Source organism: Streptomyces sp. enrichment culture, assembly GCF_964272855.1.
Lineage (GTDB): Bacteria > Actinomycetota > Actinomycetes > Streptomycetales > Streptomycetaceae > Streptomyces.
On record NZ_OZ186847.1, the window covers coordinates 8,901,740 to 8,920,593 of the forward strand.

Sequence of the window (18,854 nt, forward strand, 5' to 3'; positions counted from 1 at the left end):
CGGAAGGAAGCGAGTTGACGATCCGGCGGTCGTGGTCGGCTATGCGCCGAGATGGATGTATGCCGCCCAACTGGAGACGGCCTCAGGGTTGCTGGCTCGCAGCTGCTGCACAGACGCGGCCAGGATGCGGGCTGCGTCTGCCGTACGCGGCTCATCCGCGCCGCTATCAGTCAACCGCTCGTAGAACGAGTCGGCGATCACCAGTGCGGTGGCGTCCGGCACCGGCCAGAGGGTGCCGATCACTTGCCGGTAGCCGGCTGTCTGGAACGCTGAAGCGAGGTGGATGCCCTGGTCGGCGAGCATGCCGGTGGCCAGCGCGGTGATGCAGGCCGATAGAAAGGCCAGCTCGGCCTCGGGCAGCTCCCACTGTTCTATTGACGCCGCTGTCAGTGGGGTCGTCTCGTGATCAGACAGAACCAGTCGGCTGTCACTCGGGTCGCTGACGTTGAACGCCCCGTGGCAGGCGAAGTGAGCGATGCGGTGCCGGGGCAGGGCGTCGCGGACTCGGGCGAATGTCGCATCGTCGGCCAGGAGTTGTTCCGACCCAGGGATCAGGGCGGCGATCCGGCTGGCCTCCCAGGCGCTGTGGGGCAGCCGGGGCTGGCCCGGCGTATCCGGCAACGCCACGACCAGCGCGGTGTTCGCCGTGTCGGCGACATCAGCTGCCCGCCGGGTGAACTCCAGCGCGCGGATGGTGGTCGTATAGGACGAGACAGCCCGGTCCAGCACCGACCGGCCGGACTCACGGTGATGACCGGATGCGTGCAGTGGTAGGCCGGCCATCCCGCCCAACGGGTACCACCAGATCCTCGACTGCCGGTCACCCGGCCGGTGCGGGTATCCCAGGTGCTGCATGACCGGTTCGGTGACGTTGTCCCAGGTCCACTCCAGCACCTCGCGCATCTCCTGCTGCACGTCACTCGCGCTGCTCGCCGCCGTAGCCGCCGCGACCCATGCCTCGACGAGCTTGAGCCCGGACATGAGCGCCTTATGGCGGCCGTTGACGGGAAGCGGCAGGACCTCAACCCCGTCGGGGGTGATGATGAGGGCGTCGCTGCGCCACTCGGTGTTGTACAGCATGATGATGGGCCCTTCACCTGCCTGCTGGCGTAACCTGGCGAAAGGCAGGGGCCGCAGATAGTCCTCATGACCTGGCAGCTGCCTGATCTGGGCGAGCACCTCGGTGAGCCGACCGATGACGGCCGCGAGGTCGGCAGTAAGCCGCTGCGTCTCGGCCTCCGCCGTCGCGGGGTCCACGAACGACAACGGATTACCCCACAAGGCGTACTCGAGGTCGGCTTCGCGGTCACGCAACCGAGCGACCTCGGCGGCCAGTTCCGGAGCGTCGCGTTGGGCCGCGCGGTGGTCCTGGCGCAGCTGCAGAACCTCTGCCTGAAGGATGCTGCGGAACTGTTCGGCCAGTTCCACGGCTCGCTCGGGCTTGCCCGTCAGCACGGCGCACGCGGCCGCCTCCTGCGCCAGTCCGTCGAGAAACGTCTGGCGGTACTGTCGGTCGGAACGCCGCATTACTCGCGGGCTCAGGGTGGCGGCGATGGCCAGGGCCTCCTCGAAGTGGGCCAGCGCCCGGTCCGGCTTCCCTTGCTGGATATGGCAGGCTGCCAGGCCCCGGTAAACTCGCAGTCGGGTGACCGCCATGGCCGGCAGTCCGATCGCCTTCTCGAAGTATTGCCGCGCTTCGCCCGCGGCGCCAAGGTTCAGCAGGCTGGCTCCAGCCATGCCCAGGGCCTCGGGCACCCCCGGATGGTCGGCCGGCAGCAGTCCGACGGCCTCCTTACCCAAAGCCGCCGAGCGTTGGCTGGCATTGTCATCATGGAACAAGCGCCCTAGCATCTCCAGGACGCGTCCGAGCAGGAGGAGCACCCCGGCACGCAAGGGATGGTCGGACGGCGTTTCGGCGACCGCCAGCTCGCCGTACCTTGCCGCGTGGCGGATCATCTCTTCGCCGGAGCCGTGTTCAAGCCGGGCGAGACAGACCTGGCTCAGCCCGCTCAGCAGCGGAACCCTGGTGGGATGCGCCTTCAGGAGCGAGGCCAACGCGTACTCGCCCAATCTGATCGCCTCGTCCAAGGCAGTCTTGTCAGCATTGCGGTTGGCGTACTCCGTCAGGGTGACGATGGCATTGCTGGCGACCATCGACCAACTGGCGTGGTTCGTGTCCAGCGAGTCGAGGGCCTCCATGCCCACGTCGACGGCCTCCTCGATCAGCGCGAGTTCGTTCGTCCGGGCGTAGAGGGTCAGCAGGGCGGCCTGCAGGTTCGTCAGGAACCGAAACCTGTCCTGTCGGCGTCCGTTTGCCTGCAGTGCGTCCCGGCCCAGTCGCGCCGCTTCGAGCAGCGCCGGAAGATTTCCGGTGCGCATGAAGACATTGCGTCGCACGACACCCAGGTTGCCTACCGCCATCGCCCAGGGGATCCCTCCGGCGGGCAGTGCGCGGATGGCTTCGCGGCCGATCTTTTCGGCTGTGAGGAGCAGGTCCAGGTCTCCATCGGTCCGGTAGGCATGGAATAGACCGGAGCTGAAGCTGCTCAGTAGCGCACCACGGAACGGGTGCGTGGACGGCGTCCGCCCGATTGCCTCGCGCCAGACCGAGATCGCGCGGTCGAGGGCGTCCGGCGCCCCTGTGTGCAGATACAGCGTGAGGACCGCGTTGCCGACACTGTTGTAGACGACGGGAAGGTCTTCCGCGCTACACGCGTCCGCGGCCTGCCCGCCCGCATATATGGCTTCCTTGAGCACCTCGACATCGCTGGTCTGCTCGAACCACAGGCGTCCCGCCGCGCAGAGAGCCAGGTCACGGGCGGCCCGGTAACGGTAGCCCGGCGGGGTCATCGCCACCGACGCCCGGGCCGCGTCGAGCGCTTCCGCCAGCTGCGCGAGATCCGACGTCAGCCGGAACTCCTCAGTCAGGGCTCTGCTGTACGTCCCCAGAAGCGCAGCCAGGGGCTGGCCACTGCCCCCGTCGGCGCCCCGTCGCAGCAGGGACGTCGCCTGGTGCAGCGCCGACCGGTCACCCGTGAGTTCGTACCGGCGCATGAGCTTCTCCGCGCGGGCACGCAGAAAGGTCAGTCGGAAGCCCCCCATCCGCACATGGTATCGAGGAACACCGACCCATGGGCGCCGCTTGCCGCACCCCCACTTCGTTGGTGTCATGCCAGGACATCGGGGCCTTGCCGGACGTTTCCGGGCCGGACAAGCTCACCAGCTGCGGAGATCACATCTACCGCTGGTGTTCCGGTGCTGTCTACTACTTCACAAACGCCAACTGTGTTCGAGAGGCACCTGGTGCAGAGCCCATTGTTACCCGCCTTCGCGATGTCCTTGACCCTCCGATTCCGCCACAGGAGGAAGCGCTCATCGAAATCTAAAACGGTTACCTCCCAAACCCGTGAACAACTGACGACGCAACTTGTGAACAAAGCCAGTGACTGGCGCAGGTTCTCACCCTTACGTAGGTGTAGCTGGGTGATCGTAAGATCGCGGAAGCGGGGAGGGGCCGGGCCATCGGCGGCTCGGGACATTGCTTCTCCGCACATCGCATGAGGCGCGGCTCGTAGCTGGACTGCTCTGGGTGGTAGCTCTCCGACGCGGCCAGCTCCACTACCACGGCCGCCGAGACGGGCCAGGCAGCCGAGCGACACACGGCGTAACGTTCGGTGGCACGGTGCCCTTGGGCACCGCTTACCTTCACGCCGCCCTCGACGGCAACGGCAGGACCTTCGATGATCGCGCTGGCCCGCCGCGAGCTGCACGTGATCGTCCTGCTCCGACGGCGGCCATAAAGCCGTCCTACGTGACCACACCTTCCCCCGCCCTTGCCCCGAGACTCGACGCCCTGATCCTCGACTACAACGGCGTCATCGGACGGCAACCCACCCAGCGAATGTGGTCACGACTGGCCGCACTCGCCGGATGGCCCGCCGGCCAGAGCGCCGACTTCGAGACCCAGTTCTGGGCACGACGCGCCCCGTACGACGCCGGCGAGATCAGCACCCACGACTTCTGGAGCGGCCTGCTGAACGGCCAACTGACCGCCCCGCCGGGAAGCGCCCTGCTGGACGCCCTGCGCAGCACGGACGCCGACATGTGGACCCACACCGACGAGGCCGTCGTCCAGGTCCTGCAAGCAGCACACGCAACCGGCCTGCGCATGGTGCTGCTGTCGAACGCCCCGCATCCCCTGGCGGACGCACACGACCGCACCACCTGGTGCAGCACCTTGTATCGAAGACCCTCTACTCCGCCCGCCTCGGCGTGAACAAACCGGACCCTCGCACCTACGAGGCGGCCCTCATGGCCGCCGGCTGGCCCACCCGGACAACACGCTCTTCGTCGACGACCGGCTCGAGAACTGCGCCGCAGCTGCCCAACTCGGCATGCAGACACTGCTTTTCCGCGGCAGCAGCCAGACGCTCGCGACCCGTCTCCCGCAGCTCGTCCCCGCAGCGGGCGTCCGCAGGAACTGACCGGGTGCAAGGCGCTTTTCGTGCGGGGCGGCGAGGTCACACCTGCCGAGTCGTCATCGCCCAGGCGGCACTCCCCACACCTGCGGGCGCCCGGCACACTGCACGGTTGGGCGCTCGCTTCCGGCCGGCCAGCGGTTCGGACCTCGGCCCGAGCGCGCAGTGCCCCCGGCGGGCCGGCTCCCACCCTCGCCCGAACCAACGTGCGAGCTGCGGCGCCGCCCTGTGCATCGCAGGCAACGATGCAACGTCCCTCGCCTGAGAACACTTACCTGTCACGGGCCAGTGTTGGCTTGGCCGCCAGATGGTGCCCGCGGTGCCGATCTGTTTCGACCACGGCGTGGGCGGTGTGTCGCTAAGGTCGGCGCAGGACGACTGTGCCGGGGGTACGGGTGCGAGGACGGGTCTGGGGCGCGGCTCTGGTGATGCTGACCTGCGTGAGCGCGCTGCTGACGGTGTTGCTGGCGCTGGTGGGCAATGCCGCCACGTCGACGTCGCGCTGGCCGGGTGTGCTGGATGAGCTGCGTCAGACGCCGTGGCCGTGGCTTGCCGGGGCCACGGTCCTGCTGGCCGTCCTGGCGGGCGTGGTGATGCGCATGCAGTTGCACCCGCCGGCAGGCCACAACGATCCTCCGCCTCCGCCGCCTGCCCAGGTTCCCCCGTGGTTCGAAGAGCGGGCACAGACCAGCCAGGCCGTGGCCGCAGTCTGCCGCCGCGGGGGCCGTGCGGTCGGCATCACGACCTCACTGTGGGGTGCGGGCGGTTTCGGCAAAACCACCCTGGCCACCGCGGTGTGCGCACACCGACGGGTGCGGCGGCGGTTCCGCGGCAGGATCTACCCCGTCACCATCGGCCGGGACATCCGCGGCCGGGCCGCAGTAGCCGCCAAGGTCGCCGAAGTCACCCGGTTCATCACCGGCGACACCACCGAACCACCTCCAAGGACCAAGGGCGCAGTAAGCGCATCGAGGAGCAGCTGAGGAAGCTCCAGGAGCGGCGGCACCGGCATCGGTGACCGGTAGTCCGGCTGCGGCTGCGGGTGCGGACCCGAGCGTGTGGAGTCCGCGTTCTGGCGGGCGGTTCCCACTGAGCGCGCTCGTGTCGGCGCCGTACGCCGCCGGGGTTCGCTCGGGTTCGTGGACGAAGTAGACGCTGCCAAATGGGGTTCCTCCGCGGCGACATGATGGGTACGTTCCGCTCGAGCGAGCCGAGCGCGATTACCTGCGGGCGACTTGGCAGTAATCCGGACTGAACCGTGCACCCGCGAACGCGTCGGCGGTCACCACGGCCGCTGACGCGAGGTCGTCTTCGTCGAACGCCACAGCCTGGAGGACCCGTTCACCCCGGGATCAGGCCCTCGTCGGTCAGCAGCGCTTGTACGTCTGTCAGGCTGGCGTCCTGGTCGGGGAGCACGAGGTCGGAGGGTGTGAGGGCTTCGTCCGGCAGCGGTGTGCCCAGGCGGCGCACGGTGTCCAGGAGGGCGCTCAGCGCGGTGTGGAAGGCTGCTTCGTCGGCGGCGTCGGCCGCGGACTGCAGGGCTGAGTCGGGTTTGTTGAGTTCGTCGATATGGGCATCGGTGACGTCGTACTGGCCCTCGCCGAGAATCCGGATGATCATGGTGCCTCCTGTCCCGGTGGACGGTTGAGGCTGCCGCCTTCCACGGCCGCCGGATGGGCTGCGGATGCGGGGAGTTGGGCCTTCATCCGGGCCAGCTCCTGCTCGATTTCGGTGCCGGAGCTGAGGGCCGCCAACTCGGCCTGGATGTCGTCGCGGCCGGCGGGAAGGGTCGCGTCGGCCAGGACGCCGGAGTCGATGAGCTCGTCCAGGGCGCCGGCGCGTGCCTGCATCTGCTCGGTCTTGTCCTGGGCGCGCTGCATGGCCAGGCCGACATCGCCCAGTTCTTCGCTGATGCCGGTGACGGCCTCGGTGATGCGAGTCTGGGCCTCGGCCGCGGTGTAGGTGGCCTTCAGGGTCTCCTTGCGCGTACGGAAGGTGTCCACTTTGGCCTGCAGGCGCTGCGAGGCGACGGTGAGTTTGTCCTCGTCGGCCTGCAACGCTGCCTGCTGGCTCTGCAGATCGGTGAGCTGGGAGGTCACCGCGCCGCGCCGCGTCAGCGCCTCGCGGGCGAGGTCCTCGCGGCCTGCGGCCAGTGCCTGCTGGGCCTGGGTCTGCAGCTTCCCGGCGTACTGCTGCAGCTGCACCACCTGCAGGTCCACCCGCTTGCGGCTGGTGGCTACATCCGCCACTCCGCGCCGCACCTTGCGCAACAGCTCCAGCTGCTGGGCGTAGGAGTAGTCCAGCACTTCACGGGGATCCTCGGCCCGGTCGAGAGCCCGGTTGGCCTTGCTCCGGAACAACAGGGTGACGCGGTCCGCGATGCTGCCCACAGCCCCGCCTCCTCTCATCGGTCAGAGGCGTACACCTTCAGGCTCCGCCCGGCGGCGGTGCGCCGCAAACCGTCCCGGCGGCGGCGATCCTGGCCGCGGGCCGGGCGGTGTCCCTGCCTGTTGAAGCCGCCTGGACCGGTGGGTGAGGCGGCCGTGCTGCGCTTTGTCGGCCACCGGAACCGTGACCTGTGCAGGAGCCCAGCGCAGCGAGGAGCGGCATTGCGGAGGGCGCGGGCCGGATAACAGGACCACGGACCAGGAAGATTTAGTCCGGTTTGTGGTTTTTTTGCTGTTTCGTCGATCGGGTGAGGGTTACGCCGAAGGGGAGGGAGCGCCGGACATGCCAGGCGCATGCGGCGCTGGCGGGGGCGGGGCGCGGTGGGGCGTGTATCGATGCCGTGGGCAGCCGGGGTTCTTGACCGAGATCCATGGGCGGTGTCCCCGGGGAACGGAGAGAGGGAGGGACTCATGAGTGACATGGCGAATGAGGGTGCCGGGCGGGCTCAGCAGGCCGGGCAGACAGCGAAGCAGGAGGCGTCGGCCACGGCCGACCGGACCAGGCAGGCGGCAGGTCAGGTGGCCGGTACGGTGGCCGAGCAGGCGAAGGCCGTAACTGGTGAGGCCCGGGAACAGGCCGGCGCGGCAGCTCGCGAGCTGCGCGGGCGGGTCACCGAGCAGGCCGAGAGCCAGACCAGGCGCGGAGCAGAGGTTCTGCGGCAGTGGGCGGACGACCTGTCCGGTCTTGCGGACAAGGCAGATGGCGACTCCGCCGCGAAGACCCTGGTGGCGCAGGTGGCCGATCGCGGTCACCGTGCCGCCGACTATCTGGACAAGCAGGGCGCGGAAGGCTTGGTCCAGGACCTGCAGGAATTCGCCCGACGGCGGCCGGGCGCCTTCCTGGGCGCGGCGGCCCTGACCGGGTTGGTCGTCGGGCGGCTCGCCAAGGCCGGCAGCAAGGCCGACGGCTCCCGCCCACGCCCGTCGGCGCTGCCCCCGTCTCAGGCTGAGCAGAGCTTGCCGGCAGCAGGCGCGCCACCCGAGCTGCCGGGCCGGGGGGTTTGAGATGTCGTCTCTTTCGTCGCAGTCCCCGCAGCCACGGGGGCAGGACGGCCAGGACAGCTCGGTGGGTGAGCTGCTGTCGACGGTGACGTCGGACGTGCAGCAGCTGTTCCGGCAGGAGGTGGAGCTGGCCAAGGCCGAGGTCCGGCAGGAGGCCACCAAGGCGGGCAGGGCCGCCGGAATGTACGGCGGCGCCGGTTTCGCCGGATACATGGTGGCCCTCCTGCTGACGCTGGCGGCGATGTTCGGTCTGGCCAACGTCATGGACCTCGGCTGGGCAGCACTGATCGTCACCGCCATCTGGGCAGTGATCGGCTTGATCCTCTACCGGCGGGGCCGGGAGCGGATGCGCACCGTGTCACCGAAACCGGAACAGACCATCCAGACACTCAAGGAGGACGCGCAATGGGCACGGCACCCGACCAGGTAAGAGCCGACATAGAAAACACCCGGGAAAGGCTGTCCCAGGACATCTCCCGGCTGGCTGATCGCGCCCGCCCCCGCCAGATGGCACGACGCCGCGCCCGGCGGGTCCGCGGTGCGCTGTCGGGGATGCGGGAGCGGGTGATGGGCAGCGCCTCCCAGATCACCGGCGAGGTCAGCGACCGCACGCGGCAGGCCGCCCAGTCGGTGCAGGACACCGCCGGGCAGGCCACGGGCACGGCGCGTGAGGCGGCGGGCAGCGTCACCGACACGGCCCGTCAGACCGCCCAGCAGGTGGGTGAGGCCGCACGGCAGGCCCCTGAGCAGGCGGTACGGCAGACCCAGGGCAACCCGCTGGCGGCCGGACTGATCGCCTTCGGCGCGGGACTGCTGACCGCGTCACTCCTGCCGACCTCGCAGACCGAGGAGCAGGCGGCGACCCGGATCGCGGACCGTGCCGGCCCGGCCGTCGAACCCGTCAAGCAGGCCGCGGTGGAGTCCGCGCAGCGGTTGAAGGAGGACGCAACCCAGGCCGGCCGGCAGGCGGCCGAGGAGGTCAAGGAATCCGCCGCCGACGCCGCCCGCACCACCAGGGAACAGGCCCAGGGACAAGCCGGACAGGTCACCGACCAGGCCCGGCAGTCCGCACAGACCACGGCCGAGGAAGCACGCGGCAAGCCCCGCAGCCCCGAACCGTAAGGACGCTGGCCCACCAGCGGACCGACTGATGGCCCTGACGGCCATCCTGGCAGGCGTGCTGACCACAGCTCTTGTTGCTCTCTTTCGGAAGTGATCGCAGTGACGTCACCCAACTACGGGTCCACCGGATCGACCCGACCGGGTGGATCGGCCGGGTCGACGGGGTCGACCATGGAGACCCACCCCGACATCGTCGAGATGCGCCAGCGACACGCGCTGGCCGAGCGCGCCGCGACGACCCCGAGGGCGCAAGCCATCGAGGCACTGGCCCTGCTCACGGGCCTCTACCTCGCGGCCTCCCCCTGGATCGCGGGGTTCCCCGGCGGCACCTTCTCCCGGCTGGCCATCAACAACCTGATCGTGGGGATCGGCTATGTGCTGCTGATGAGCGGCGGCTTCGGCCGTGCCTACGACCGCACCCACAGCATGGCCTGGGCCGCCTGCGCCCTGGGCGCGTGGACGGTCATCGCTCCCTGGGTGGTGGCAGGCAACGTCGACACCACACGCACCGTCACCAACAACGTCATCACGGGCCTGATCGCCCTGCTGCTCGCCCTTGCCGCCAGCGCGGCAGCCCGCTCAGGAAGCGCACGCGGTACCGAGGGCGCCTACGGGGGCGCATACGGCGGAGCCGGCCGCTGAGCACACGCCGGTCTGGCAACCGGGCGGGGCCAGCATCCATGAAAGAGGACCCAGATGATCACCCGAGAGCAGACTCCCACCGTGCTGGACCACCCGGTTTACGACACCAGCGGCACGAAGATCGGCGACGCCAGGCACGTGTTCCTCGACGACGTCACCGGCCAGCCCGAATGGGTCAGCGTGAAGACCGGCCTGTTCGGCACCAGCGAGTCCTTCGTCCCCATCCAGGACGCCGCCGTCGTCGAGGACCACCTCGAGGTGCCGTACGCCAAGGACAGGTCAAGGACGCGCCCAACGTCGACGTCGACGCCGGGGGCCACCTGTCCGAGCAGGAGGAGCACCGCCTGTACGAGTACTACGGCATCGACTGGGACGCCGCCTGGCAGCAGGCACAGACCGGCACCGGCCGGGCCGCCGCCCCCTCCGAGGATGCGACGACGCGGTCCGAGGAGGAGATGCACGTCGGCACCGAACGCCGCGAGGCCGGCCGTGCGCGGCTGCGCAAGTACGTCGTCACCGAGGAACAGCAGATGACCGTCCCCGTACGTCACGAAGAGGTCCGCGTCGAGCGCGAGCCGATCACCGACGCCAACCGCGGCGACGCCATGGCCGGCCCGGACATCTCCGAGGCGGAACACGAGGTCACCCTGCACGAGGAAGAGCCCGTGGTGGAGACCAGGGCCGTGCCCAAGGAGCGGGTCCGCCTGACCACTGATGAGGTCACCGAGGAGGAAACCGTCACCGGCGAGGTCCGCAAGGAGCGCATCGAGGCCGGCGAGGAAACCGGCGAGCGAGGCAAGCGCCGTCCCCGGTAACCCCGCCCGCGGACCCCAGGCGCCCGGGACGGGAAGAGCGACGGCCCTCGTCCCGGGTGCCCCGCACTTGCGCCGTCTTCTTGCCCCGCCGCACTCGGGGACGGCGGATCCGGCTGGCACCGGAGCGCCGGAGCCGCGTATCCGCGCGCAAGGAGCTGTCGGCTCATGAGACTACGACACAGACACGACACCGCTCACCAGGGCCGGGGCCTGGAGCCCGGCGAGGCGCCGCGGCGGGACGACGAGGCGCACGGCCGCGAGGATGAACCGGAGAGGTTCGGCCCGTCTGCGGAGGTGGAGCGCAGAGCACCGAAGGCTCTGACCAGGATGCCGAAGAGGTCCTGGTGGGCGGTGCTGCGCGGGACGTTCAAGGAGTTCAAGGACGACGAGCTCGTCGACCGGGCGGCATCTCTGACCTACTACGGCATCCTGTCGCTGTTCCCGGCCCTGCTGGTGCTGGTCTCGGTGCTGGGGCTCACTGGACGGTCGACGACGAGGCAGGTGCTGGACAACGTGCAGCAGCTGACTCCCGGTGCCGCCCGCGATGTGATCCGCAACGCGGTGCAGCAGCTGGAAGGCCGCGGCGGCGTCGGCTCGGTCATGGCGATCGTCGGCCTTGCCCTGGCGGTGTGGTCGGCATCCGGCTATGTGGCGGCGTTCATCCGCACGTCCAACGCCGTCTATGACATGCCCGAGGGCCGCCCGGTGTGGTTGGTGTTGCCGCTGCGGATCGCCCTCACCATCGTGCTGATGACCCTGGCGGTGGTCAGCGCGCTGATCGTGGTCTTCACCGGCGCTCTGGCCCGGCAGGCGGGCCGGGTGCTGGGGATCGGGGACACGGCCCTGACGGTGTGGTCGATCGCGAAGTGGCCGGTGCTGGTGTTCCTGGTGTCCCTCATGATCGCGATCCTGTACTGGGCCAGCCCGAACGCGAGAGTGCGCGGCTTCCGGTGGATCACACCCGGCAGCTTCCTGGCACTGGTGATCTGGATGACCGCCTCCGCGGGCTTCGCGGTCTACGTCGCCAACTTCGCTTCCTACAACAAGACCTACGGCACCTTCGCCGGGGTGATCGTCTTCCTGGTGTGGCTGTGGATCACGAACATCGCCGTCCTGCTCGGCCTGGAGTTCGATGCCGAGACCTCACGCCAGCGCGCCGTTGCCGGCGGGCACCCGCCCCAGAAGGAGCCGTACGTCCACCCCCGCGACACCAGGAAGTGGGACGAGGAGGACCGCCGCCGCCTTGAATGAGCAGCGGCGTGTGCTCGCGGCATCAGCCGCCCCAGCCGGGAAGCTGGAGCGATGAGAGCGCTGGCAGGGCATGAAGAAGGCGACCGGCGCCTGACCGCCCGCATGGCGTCGTGGAACTCGCCGGTCGCGCGCCGGGTGATGCCCGCGGTCCGGGAGGCAGCCAAGCACACCAGGCTGTGGTGCGGCGCGGCCGTGCTGATGTCCGTCGCCGGAGGCCGGCGTGGCCGCAAGGCCGCGCTGGCGGGGCTGGCGAGCATGGCCGTCGCGGAGCTGGCCTCCAACACGGTGGCCAAGCCCCTTCAGGAGCGTCCGCGGCCGCCGAAGGAGTGGATCCCGCACGACGACGTCCACGACCGTCCCGAGTCGTCTTCTTTCCCGTCCGGTCACACCGCCGCCGCGGTCGCCTTCACCAGCGCCGTTGCATGGATGTGGCCGCGCGCAGCAACGGCGTGCGCGGTGCCAGCGGTGACGGTGGCGGCCGAGGGGGTGCACAGCGGCGCCCACTACCCCACCGACGTCGCTGCCGACGCCGTCATCGGCCTCGCGGCTACCGCCCTCGTACGCGCTGCGCCGCGCCTACTGCTGCGCTGGCAGCTGATCCCCCATCTGGGAGCCTCCAAGGTCAGCTTGGCTCGGGCGGCGTGCACTGGACGGGAAGGACGCGGATGACCGACCAAGGGCGCCCCGCGATGCGGCCGGAGTGGCTGGCCCGAGTCCGGTGGGAGGACGCGATGGTGCCGTGCGCGGTGTGGCGCGGACTGTGGTCGGTCAAGCGGAGCGCCTACCGCAATCAGCTGCTCGGCCGTCCGCACGACGCGGTGGCCGACTGCACGCTACTGCCTGCGAAGCCCGAACGGATGGCCCAGACCGTGCCCGCCGACCGCTGGTGATCTTCCTCGGCAGCAAGCAGGAGCCAGAGCTGCACGCGCAGCTACTCTCACAACCGGTCCTTTGCGCGAGCAAGATCAACAAGCGGCCGCCGGAGCCCCGCTGATCCCGGATTCGCTCTCAGATCCCGTTCTCGCTCAAAACCGGGACGGACCCCCTTCTGGGACTTGCATTGTGCGAAAATCCGGGCCCATTACGGACCCTCAGCAGCCTTCCCCAACCGACCGGTCGGACGCGGACGACGTCGAACAGCACGCCTGTCCGAAGTGTGACGCACAGCCCGGCTCGCCCTGCCGCTCGCGCGGCGGCGCGGTCGCCTCCGCCCGAGCCCCGTACCGGAGCCGCGGCCGAGGCGACGGGCTGACGACGACGGCCCCTGTCGCCGGGCGGGGATCAAGGGGCCGTCACCACACGGGTTCCGGCGAGGGGGCCGGAGGAGTGTCGTGTCCTTCAACGCGCCCGCGGGCGGGGAGGTCACGCCGCCGCAGACGTACGCCGCGCCGACCAGGGGTTCGGCCTACCGGCCTTCCAAGTAGTCGGCGGCGCGTTCGGCGGCCCCCTCGCGGGACAGCCTCCGACTCCGACCGGCTGGCGGCCGGTCTCGCCGGTCCACGCCGCTCAGATCTTCAATGGCCCGCTCCGCAGCCTCATCCACGACAACCGCCGCGGCCCTCGCCTGCGACGAGCGTCCCGCCGGCGCTCAAGGAAGCGGGCCAGCCAGCCACCGCGCACACCAGAATTCTGCTCGTCAATCACGGAGCAAGATCACCCCCTGGCCCCTTTGGGCTCACCTCGGCGATACCCCAGTCCAGTAGGAGATCTCTGCCTGGCCGCCGACCATGATGATCGACTGGAGGGAGATCCGTCCGAGGACCTTGTCGTCGCTGGCATCGGCTACGGCCCAGTGGCAGGCGGTTTCGCTCTCCCAGCCGTCGCGCCACTGCCTGATCCACTCTCGGGCTTCGTCTTCGGAGTCCGCCCTGCGCAGGTGCCATTGCTGGATCTTGGGGTCTTGGAAAACTCGCGTGACAGCGGCTGCGTCGGAAGGCAGCCACGGCCGCAACAGCAAGCCATCGTCGACCAGCAGTGTCGGCTGGCTGGAGGAGTTGAGGCTGCCTGGAGCCATGACAGGGGTGACCAGAGAGGGCATGATCGACATCATGGCAAGCCCGCCTCTGGCTTGTGCTGTCGGGCCTGAATGGCGGTCCTGTTCGACCCCACCCGTGGTGCCGCGTCGAGGTCACGCAGGCGCTTGGAGGAGCGGTGCGAAGGCGCGTTGTTCGTCGACGGGCTGCCGGGTCTGGAGACAGTGGTGGAGCTGTCCGAGGAAGCGGTTGAGCAGGTGGCGCTGGGCGGCGTTATGCCAGTCTCCGTGTTCGCGTCGGCGCCGGCAGGCACCTGTCGCCGCACCTGGCCGCCACTGCCGTCGCCGTCGCAGCGGCCTGGCCCCTCGCCTGGTCACCCGCTGACGCTGCCCGGGCGCCTGCGGCGCTCGGCCCGCCGGGCCGTCGCGGGTGCCCGGGCGGGCCGTTCGCGGACGTCAGACCTCTGCGGGAACCTTCTCCGCCGCCGCCTCAGGGGACTGCTCGGTGCCGCCCGCGGCCTCGTGCGTCTCGGGCTCGGCACCCTTCCCGGCGTCCGGGTACGCGGTGTACATCGCGCTGCCCTGCTGGTGCACCTTCTCGGCGAGCCCCTTCTTGACCAAGCTCTCCAGGTTGTTGCGCACCGTCTGCACGGACGTCGCCCGGCCCGGATGCTCCTGCGCGAGAAGGTCGGCGACCTCACGGGCCACGCACGGCTGGCCGGGGGTCTTCAGGAGGATGTCCAACACGAGCTGCCACAGCGGCGGCCCCGGCTTCTCCTCTGGCGCGGCCTTCTCCGCCGGCGCCTGCGCGACGGCGGCCTCAGGTGCCGGGGCCTGCGCAGCGGCCGGCTTCTTCGCCGCCGAAGCCTTCCTCGCCGTGGCCTTCGCCGTCGTCTTCTTCGCCGTGGCCTTCTTCGCGGTGGCCTTCTTGGCAGCCGCCTTCCTGGCTGGCTGCTTGGGCTGTTGCGCCTTCACCGGCTCGTCCTGCCGCGGCTGCGGAACGGTCCGGGGCGCATCAGTGACGTCCTCGGCCGGCGCAGGGGCCTCCGGCTGTTCGTCCTCGGCGACCGGCAACGCCTCGGCCACCGCAGCCACGGGCCTGCCCGGGACGGCCGCCCGGGGCAACCCGCTTTGCGCCTGAGTCAACCACGCCTCATCCGCCCGGAGTTGCTCAAGACGCTCCTGGAGAGCAGCGATCTGAGCGGTGAGGTCGCTCTGCTCCTTGCGGTTGGCCGCGAGGTCATCGGCGTATTGCTGCGCGTACTTGCTCTGGATGGGACTCTTCTCGGGCTCGTCGGCCACGACACCACGCTCCTTGTACCGGGATGTTGCCGACGGATGCTACTCACCGCGACCCGCCGCCAGTTGCTCTCCCGCACGGTCGCCACCCTTGCGGACAGCGCAGAGACCGTGCTCACGGCCTGGGCCTCCCTCATCAACAGCGGGATATCGGGCGCCCGAACGTGTTACGGGGCAGCCGCGCACAGCCCTCGTCGGCCAGGCATGCGGTGTCCTTCGGCTTTATTCACGAGAACGGACAGCAGATGTTCACCACTTCGCCAGGCACCCGAGCGAGCTACCAGAATCGAACTGCTTGCGCATCGAGACATCGCCCCGAAGCCGACTTGGACCTCCGCTCGGCTCAGCGCCGACGGGCGAAGCCTGCTTGGCGCCGCCGAGCGATCATGGACAGCCCTGGGGTGTCTCGCCCATAGCATCGGCGTATGGGGACGCACATCGACGGGTTGATCGAGGTACGTACGGCGGGCGGGGCGTGGGAGATGGAGGTCGATCTGCTCGACTTCGACCTCTGGAAACAGCGGGACGAGCGCGAAGCCATGTTCGGCTACGGCGGGAGCCTCGGAGTGGACCGGCCGCTCTTCGACCAACGGGGGTGGCCGGAGGACTCCTGCGAGGAGGTGCCGAAGGAGGTCGACGAACTGAACCACAGCCACTCGTACGCGACATGGGCCGAGATCGCGGCGGTTGACTGGGACGCGCCACTGTGCGACCGCCCCGACGGGAACCGTGTGGGCGAGTGGCGGCCGGGGCCGGACGGCGAGCTCGTCCTGCACGACGTGCTGTGGGCGCCGCTCGAGGTGCTCGACGCGGCTGAGGAGGTCTTCGGCGAGGATCTGTTCCCGAACGAATGGCCGCCGGGCGGCGAGGTCCATCTGAACGGCGCCGTATACCGTCCGGTGGTCTACACGGCCGGGGTGATCGTTCCGCCGGACGGCGATTGGGCCCCGGTATGGGCGTCGATGCGCGCGCTGGCGGCCGAGTACGGCGACGAGAACGTCCGCCTGGTGGTCTGGTTCGGCTGAGCCGGCCCGACCCGGACCCCCGACCTGGGCCGAAGCTTCGCCCGCTGGGCCGCCGACGGCACCTTCGACCGCCTGCTGGCTCGCTCTGTACCTCAATGCGGGAGTCGTTTCGAGGTGACGCTGGAAGTCACCTTCTGTCCGAGTTTGCGATGTCGGTTTACCGGCACGGTGGTGCACCGCGCCGTCGGCGCGGGGAAGTTGTCACCCGGACGGATCCCTGGCCCACGTGGCGCTGCGGGGACCGGTCAGCGGTGTTCGTGCACGCGGCATGTCAGGGAAGCCGCAGCTGCCTCGGCCAGGTGCAGTCCCGCGCTCCAGTCGCCGTCTCAAAGCGCCCTGCCTCTGGTGGCCCTGGTGCTCGTTCTCCCGCGGGCCGGGACAGGCGGGCCGGATGGAGTGCCGGGCTCTGGCACGCGGCGATGCTCCCAGGACACTGCGCGACGGGGACACACCAGGCTCTTGGTGAACCAGCGTCAATCACAGGGAGTCCTCATGCGTCTGCATTCGCGTGTCGCAGCCGTCGCCAGCGCTGCTGTCCTCATGGCCGCAGGTGCCACCCTTGCCACCGCGCCGACGGCCGCGGCGGTCTCCATTCCGTCGAAGTGCCAGTACCAGTGGAACACGCCGCACAACGCCAAGACGACCACCGGCGTGAACCTGCGGACCGGCCCGAGCATCAGCTACACGTCGCTCGGGCTCCTGACCAAGGGCACCGGCTTCACCCACTACTGCCTCGCCTACCCGAACGGCACCAACTGGGCGTGGGGCAAAGTCACTTCAGGCGCCAACAAGGGCAAGACCGGCTGGGTCGCCTACGCCTACCTGACCAACTGACCCGGGCCGGCCGCCGATGAGGCTCCCCGCTTCGCGGCGGCCGCCGACCTGCTCGCGGTCATGGCCCGAAGGCTAAGGTCCGAGGGCCACCAATGCGGGTATCACCGCGTACGCTGACCTGTGTGTCCCACCCGCCGTAGGACACGCGTCAGGGGGCCCGGCTGGTGCCGGACCCCCTGACTTTAAAGCTGCGGCCCGTGGGTCATGAGCCCGGCGAGCTACCGGATCGCTTCCCGCGTCGGTGGTGCCGCTCTGCACGGGGCTCGGTCAGGGCAACGGGGAACGTCAGCTGCGGACGATGTTCTCGGCCTGGGGGCCCTTCTGGCCCTGGGTGACGTCGAATGTGACCGGCTCGCCCTCGACCAGCTCGCGGTACCCGTTACCGGAGATGTTCGAGTAGTGGGCGAAGACATCCGGTCCACCGCCGTCCTGGGCGATGAAGCCGAAGCCCTTCTCGGAGTTGAACCACTTCACGGTGCCGCTGGCCATACTGCGTCCTTCGTTCTTGCCGGGGGTGCCGGCCGGGGGAGTGCCAGGCGTCCGTTCTACCCCGACCAGGGCTCCGTCATACGATCATCCGTCCACGAGTCGGACGCGGTCTGCTCCGGCAGTGGAGGGCCCGGGGCTGGACGCGGAGCAGTGGGGGGTGCGGCGCTATGGCGGTCACGCTGAGGAAGGGCGTCGACCCTGGCGGATGCGCGGCGAGTGCAGCGAGGCGCACGGGCGAGGCCGGATGAGCCCCTGCGCCGCCGTGGCGCCGTGATGTGGCGGCCCGGGTTCCGTCGGCGCATCCGGTCGTTCTACCGGATGCGCGGCGTGTGCTGCTGGGGGTGCTGATGCTGAGGGTGCACGGGGTGATCCGCGGGCGCTTGCTGCCCAAGGGCAGTACCCGGCCGGTCGGCCGCCCGCCGGCCGACGCCCTGCCGGACCCTGTCCGCCAGGGCCAGGATCTCCGCCTCGCGTCCCGCGAACGGTGAAGGGTTCCCGGTGCGCCGCGCGGTCTGTCCGGGGAGCAGGTCGCCGATCTCGCTGTACCGGGCCCGGTACTGGGGGCTGGCGTCGGCCGGGTATTTGGGGGCGATGGCGGCGTCCACCGGCGGGTCGAAGACGGCGGTGTGGGTGAGCCACGCCCGCCGCGGCGACCGCCAGGACATTCCGGCCAGCTCCACCTCGATGCCGGGCGAGTCGACGAAGCGCACCCACGTGGCCTTCACGTCGTGCGGCGGCAGCTGCCGGCCTGGCAGCGGCCGGATGCGGAAGGTCAGGTGCGTGGCCGGCTGCCGGGCAGCGGTGCCGAAGACCTCCTCGTGGGCGAGGTCCTCGAGCGCGCCGTGCTCGGTGACGTTCCAGGCGGCGCCGGGCGGCAGGCTGCCGTGCCCGAGGTGGTCGAGCAGGAGCCCGGCCCGCTCGGCGGCGCCGCGGCTGCTGTCGTGCACGATGCGGTGCAGCCCGGGCGGCAGGACCACCCGGATCCCGCCGTACAGGTCATCGGCTTGCGGGTCGGGGCCCAGGGCGTCGACGGGCTCGTGGAAGGCGTGAGCGTGCTCCCGGGCCTCCGCCTCCATCGGCTCGCCGTACCGGTACACCACGTCGCGGTGTCCGTGCACGCCGTCGTAGCGGTTGCGGTAGGCGTTGCGGGCTTTCTGGGCCGCCACCACCAGCGGATCGAAGTAGTGGGCCCACTCGGCGGGCGGGCGGTTGTGCACGTTGCGCTGTGGCGCGGGCTCGTCGTAGCGGTCCCACCACCGTGTTCCGTCGGCGCTCCGCATGCCGTGGTTGATCCACGCGGTGGGGTAGGCCGCATACAGGGCGTCCATCATCACCGAGGCCAGGTTCCGCCGCTGGTATGCGGGCCAGACTCCAGATCCGCGACCTCGACGGCCTGGCCGTCGGGGTGGACATAGAAGTCGAGTTGCCCGGCGTAGGCACCCCCCACCAGGGCCATGACGCGACGGCCCGACCAGGCT

General features: G+C 69.9%; 19 protein-coding genes and 2 pseudogenes. 13 read left to right on the forward strand and 8 right to left on the reverse strand.

Annotation, left to right across the window (positions count from 1 at the left end; genetic code table 11):
• Positions 1 to 39: 39 nt before the first annotated feature.
• Positions 40 to 3,102, reverse strand: a complete 3,063-nt coding sequence (locus tag ACSU6L_RS40085) for a CHAT domain-containing protein (protein WP_437064561.1) — start codon at positions 3,100 to 3,102, stop codon at positions 40 to 42.
• 709 nt (positions 3,103 to 3,811) lie between these two features.
• Between ACSU6L_RS40085 and ACSU6L_RS40090 the strand changes: the two genes are divergently transcribed.
• A complete protein-coding gene (locus ACSU6L_RS40090) occupies positions 3,812 to 4,276 on the forward strand; it encodes a hypothetical protein (protein WP_437064562.1) in 465 nt (154 codons plus the stop codon).
• Between the two features lie 642 nt (positions 4,277 to 4,918).
• Positions 4,919 to 5,461 (forward strand): hypothetical protein, encoded by a 543-nt coding sequence (locus ACSU6L_RS40095; RefSeq protein WP_437064564.1) that lies wholly within the window; start codon positions 4,919 to 4,921, stop codon positions 5,459 to 5,461.
• Positions 5,462 to 5,819: 358 nt separating this feature from the next.
• On the opposite strand, the gene pspAA is transcribed toward ACSU6L_RS40095, so the two are convergent.
• Both pspAA and ACSU6L_RS40105 read right to left on the reverse strand, forming a co-directional pair.
• Positions 5,820 to 6,098 carry a PspA-associated protein PspAA gene (gene pspAA / locus ACSU6L_RS40100; protein WP_437064565.1) on the reverse strand — a complete coding sequence of 93 codons (279 nt, stop codon included), beginning with the start codon at positions 6,096 to 6,098 and terminating at the stop codon, positions 5,820 to 5,822.
• Positions 6,095 to 6,868, reverse strand: a complete 774-nt coding sequence (locus tag ACSU6L_RS40105) for a PspA/IM30 family protein (protein WP_437064566.1) — start codon at positions 6,866 to 6,868, stop codon at positions 6,095 to 6,097. The genes pspAA and ACSU6L_RS40105 overlap by 4 nt, the downstream gene beginning before the upstream one ends.
• 468 nt (positions 6,869 to 7,336) lie before the next feature.
• Here ACSU6L_RS40105 and ACSU6L_RS40110 point away from each other — a divergent pair, with 468 nt between their 5' ends.
• The 9 genes and pseudogenes from ACSU6L_RS40110 (at position 7,337) to ACSU6L_RS40150 (ending at position 13,488) form a co-directional block, all read left to right on the forward strand.
• Complete coding sequence (locus ACSU6L_RS40110) at positions 7,337 to 7,930, forward strand: hypothetical protein (protein ID WP_437064568.1); 594 nt, start codon at positions 7,337 to 7,339, stop codon at positions 7,928 to 7,930.
• 1 nt (position 7,931) lies between these two features.
• A complete protein-coding gene (locus ACSU6L_RS40115; RefSeq protein WP_437064570.1) occupies positions 7,932 to 8,357 on the forward strand; it encodes a phage holin family protein in 426 nt (141 codons plus the stop codon).
• Positions 8,333 to 9,049, forward strand: a complete 717-nt coding sequence (locus ACSU6L_RS40120) for a DUF3618 domain-containing protein (RefSeq protein ID WP_437064572.1) — start codon at positions 8,333 to 8,335, stop codon at positions 9,047 to 9,049. The genes ACSU6L_RS40115 and ACSU6L_RS40120 overlap by 25 nt, the downstream gene beginning before the upstream one ends.
• A 171-nt stretch (positions 9,050 to 9,220) precedes the next feature.
• Positions 9,221 to 9,691, forward strand: coding sequence for an SPW repeat protein (locus tag ACSU6L_RS40125; RefSeq protein WP_437064574.1), 471 nt, complete (start codon positions 9,221 to 9,223; stop codon positions 9,689 to 9,691).
• A gap of 54 nt (positions 9,692 to 9,745) precedes the next feature.
• A pseudogene (locus tag ACSU6L_RS40130) lies at positions 9,746 to 10,506 on the forward strand (DUF2382 domain-containing protein).
• Between the two features lie 165 nt (positions 10,507 to 10,671).
• Complete coding sequence (locus ACSU6L_RS40135) at positions 10,672 to 11,757, forward strand: YihY/virulence factor BrkB family protein (RefSeq protein ID WP_437064576.1); 1,086 nt, start codon at positions 10,672 to 10,674, stop codon at positions 11,755 to 11,757.
• A 51-nt stretch (positions 11,758 to 11,808) separates the two neighbouring features.
• The gene (locus ACSU6L_RS40140; RefSeq protein WP_437064578.1) at positions 11,809 to 12,426 is read left to right on the forward strand and encodes a phosphatase PAP2 family protein; all 618 of its coding nucleotides are present in this window, start codon (positions 11,809 to 11,811) and stop codon (positions 12,424 to 12,426) included.
• Positions 12,423 to 12,647: a hypothetical protein gene (locus tag ACSU6L_RS40145; RefSeq protein ID WP_437064579.1), complete on the forward strand. Its 225-nt coding sequence runs from the start codon at positions 12,423 to 12,425 to the stop codon at positions 12,645 to 12,647. The genes ACSU6L_RS40140 and ACSU6L_RS40145 overlap by 4 nt, the downstream gene beginning before the upstream one ends.
• 172 nt (positions 12,648 to 12,819) lie before the next feature.
• Positions 12,820 to 13,488, forward strand: a complete 669-nt coding sequence (locus tag ACSU6L_RS40150; RefSeq protein WP_437065229.1) for a hypothetical protein — start codon at positions 12,820 to 12,822, stop codon at positions 13,486 to 13,488.
• Here ACSU6L_RS40150 and ACSU6L_RS40155 read toward each other — a convergent pair.
• The 3 genes and pseudogenes from ACSU6L_RS40155 to ACSU6L_RS40165 all read right to left on the reverse strand — a co-directional run bounded on the left by ACSU6L_RS40155 (position 13,433) and on the right by ACSU6L_RS40165 (position 15,031).
• Positions 13,433 to 13,795: a GNAT family N-acetyltransferase gene (locus tag ACSU6L_RS40155; protein ID WP_437064581.1), complete on the reverse strand. Its 363-nt coding sequence runs from the start codon at positions 13,793 to 13,795 to the stop codon at positions 13,433 to 13,435. The genes ACSU6L_RS40150 and ACSU6L_RS40155 overlap by 56 nt on opposite strands.
• Positions 13,796 to 13,885: 90 nt before the next feature.
• Positions 13,886 to 14,146, reverse strand: a pseudogene (locus tag ACSU6L_RS40160) (IS110 family transposase); the annotation flags it as partial.
• A 39-nt stretch (positions 14,147 to 14,185) separates the two neighbouring features.
• Positions 14,186 to 15,031: a hypothetical protein gene (locus ACSU6L_RS40165; RefSeq protein WP_437064583.1), complete on the reverse strand. Its 846-nt coding sequence runs from the start codon at positions 15,029 to 15,031 to the stop codon at positions 14,186 to 14,188.
• Between the two features lie 422 nt (positions 15,032 to 15,453).
• Between ACSU6L_RS40165 and ACSU6L_RS40170 the strand changes: the two genes are divergently transcribed.
• A complete protein-coding gene (locus ACSU6L_RS40170) occupies positions 15,454 to 16,053 on the forward strand; it encodes a hypothetical protein (RefSeq protein ID WP_437064584.1) in 600 nt (199 codons plus the stop codon).
• A gap of 492 nt (positions 16,054 to 16,545) precedes the next feature.
• Positions 16,546 to 16,887: an SH3 domain-containing protein gene (locus tag ACSU6L_RS40175; RefSeq protein WP_437064586.1), complete on the forward strand. Its 342-nt coding sequence runs from the start codon at positions 16,546 to 16,548 to the stop codon at positions 16,885 to 16,887.
• Between the two features lie 285 nt (positions 16,888 to 17,172).
• Here ACSU6L_RS40175 and ACSU6L_RS40180 read toward each other — a convergent pair whose 3' ends face one another.
• A complete protein-coding gene (locus ACSU6L_RS40180; RefSeq protein ID WP_437064588.1) occupies positions 17,173 to 17,376 on the reverse strand; it encodes a cold-shock protein in 204 nt (67 codons plus the stop codon).
• A 311-nt stretch (positions 17,377 to 17,687) separates the two neighbouring features.
• Positions 17,688 to 18,710, reverse strand: a complete 1,023-nt coding sequence (locus ACSU6L_RS40185; RefSeq protein WP_437064589.1) for a hypothetical protein — start codon at positions 18,708 to 18,710, stop codon at positions 17,688 to 17,690.
• Positions 18,711 to 18,854: the final 144 nt, after the last annotated feature.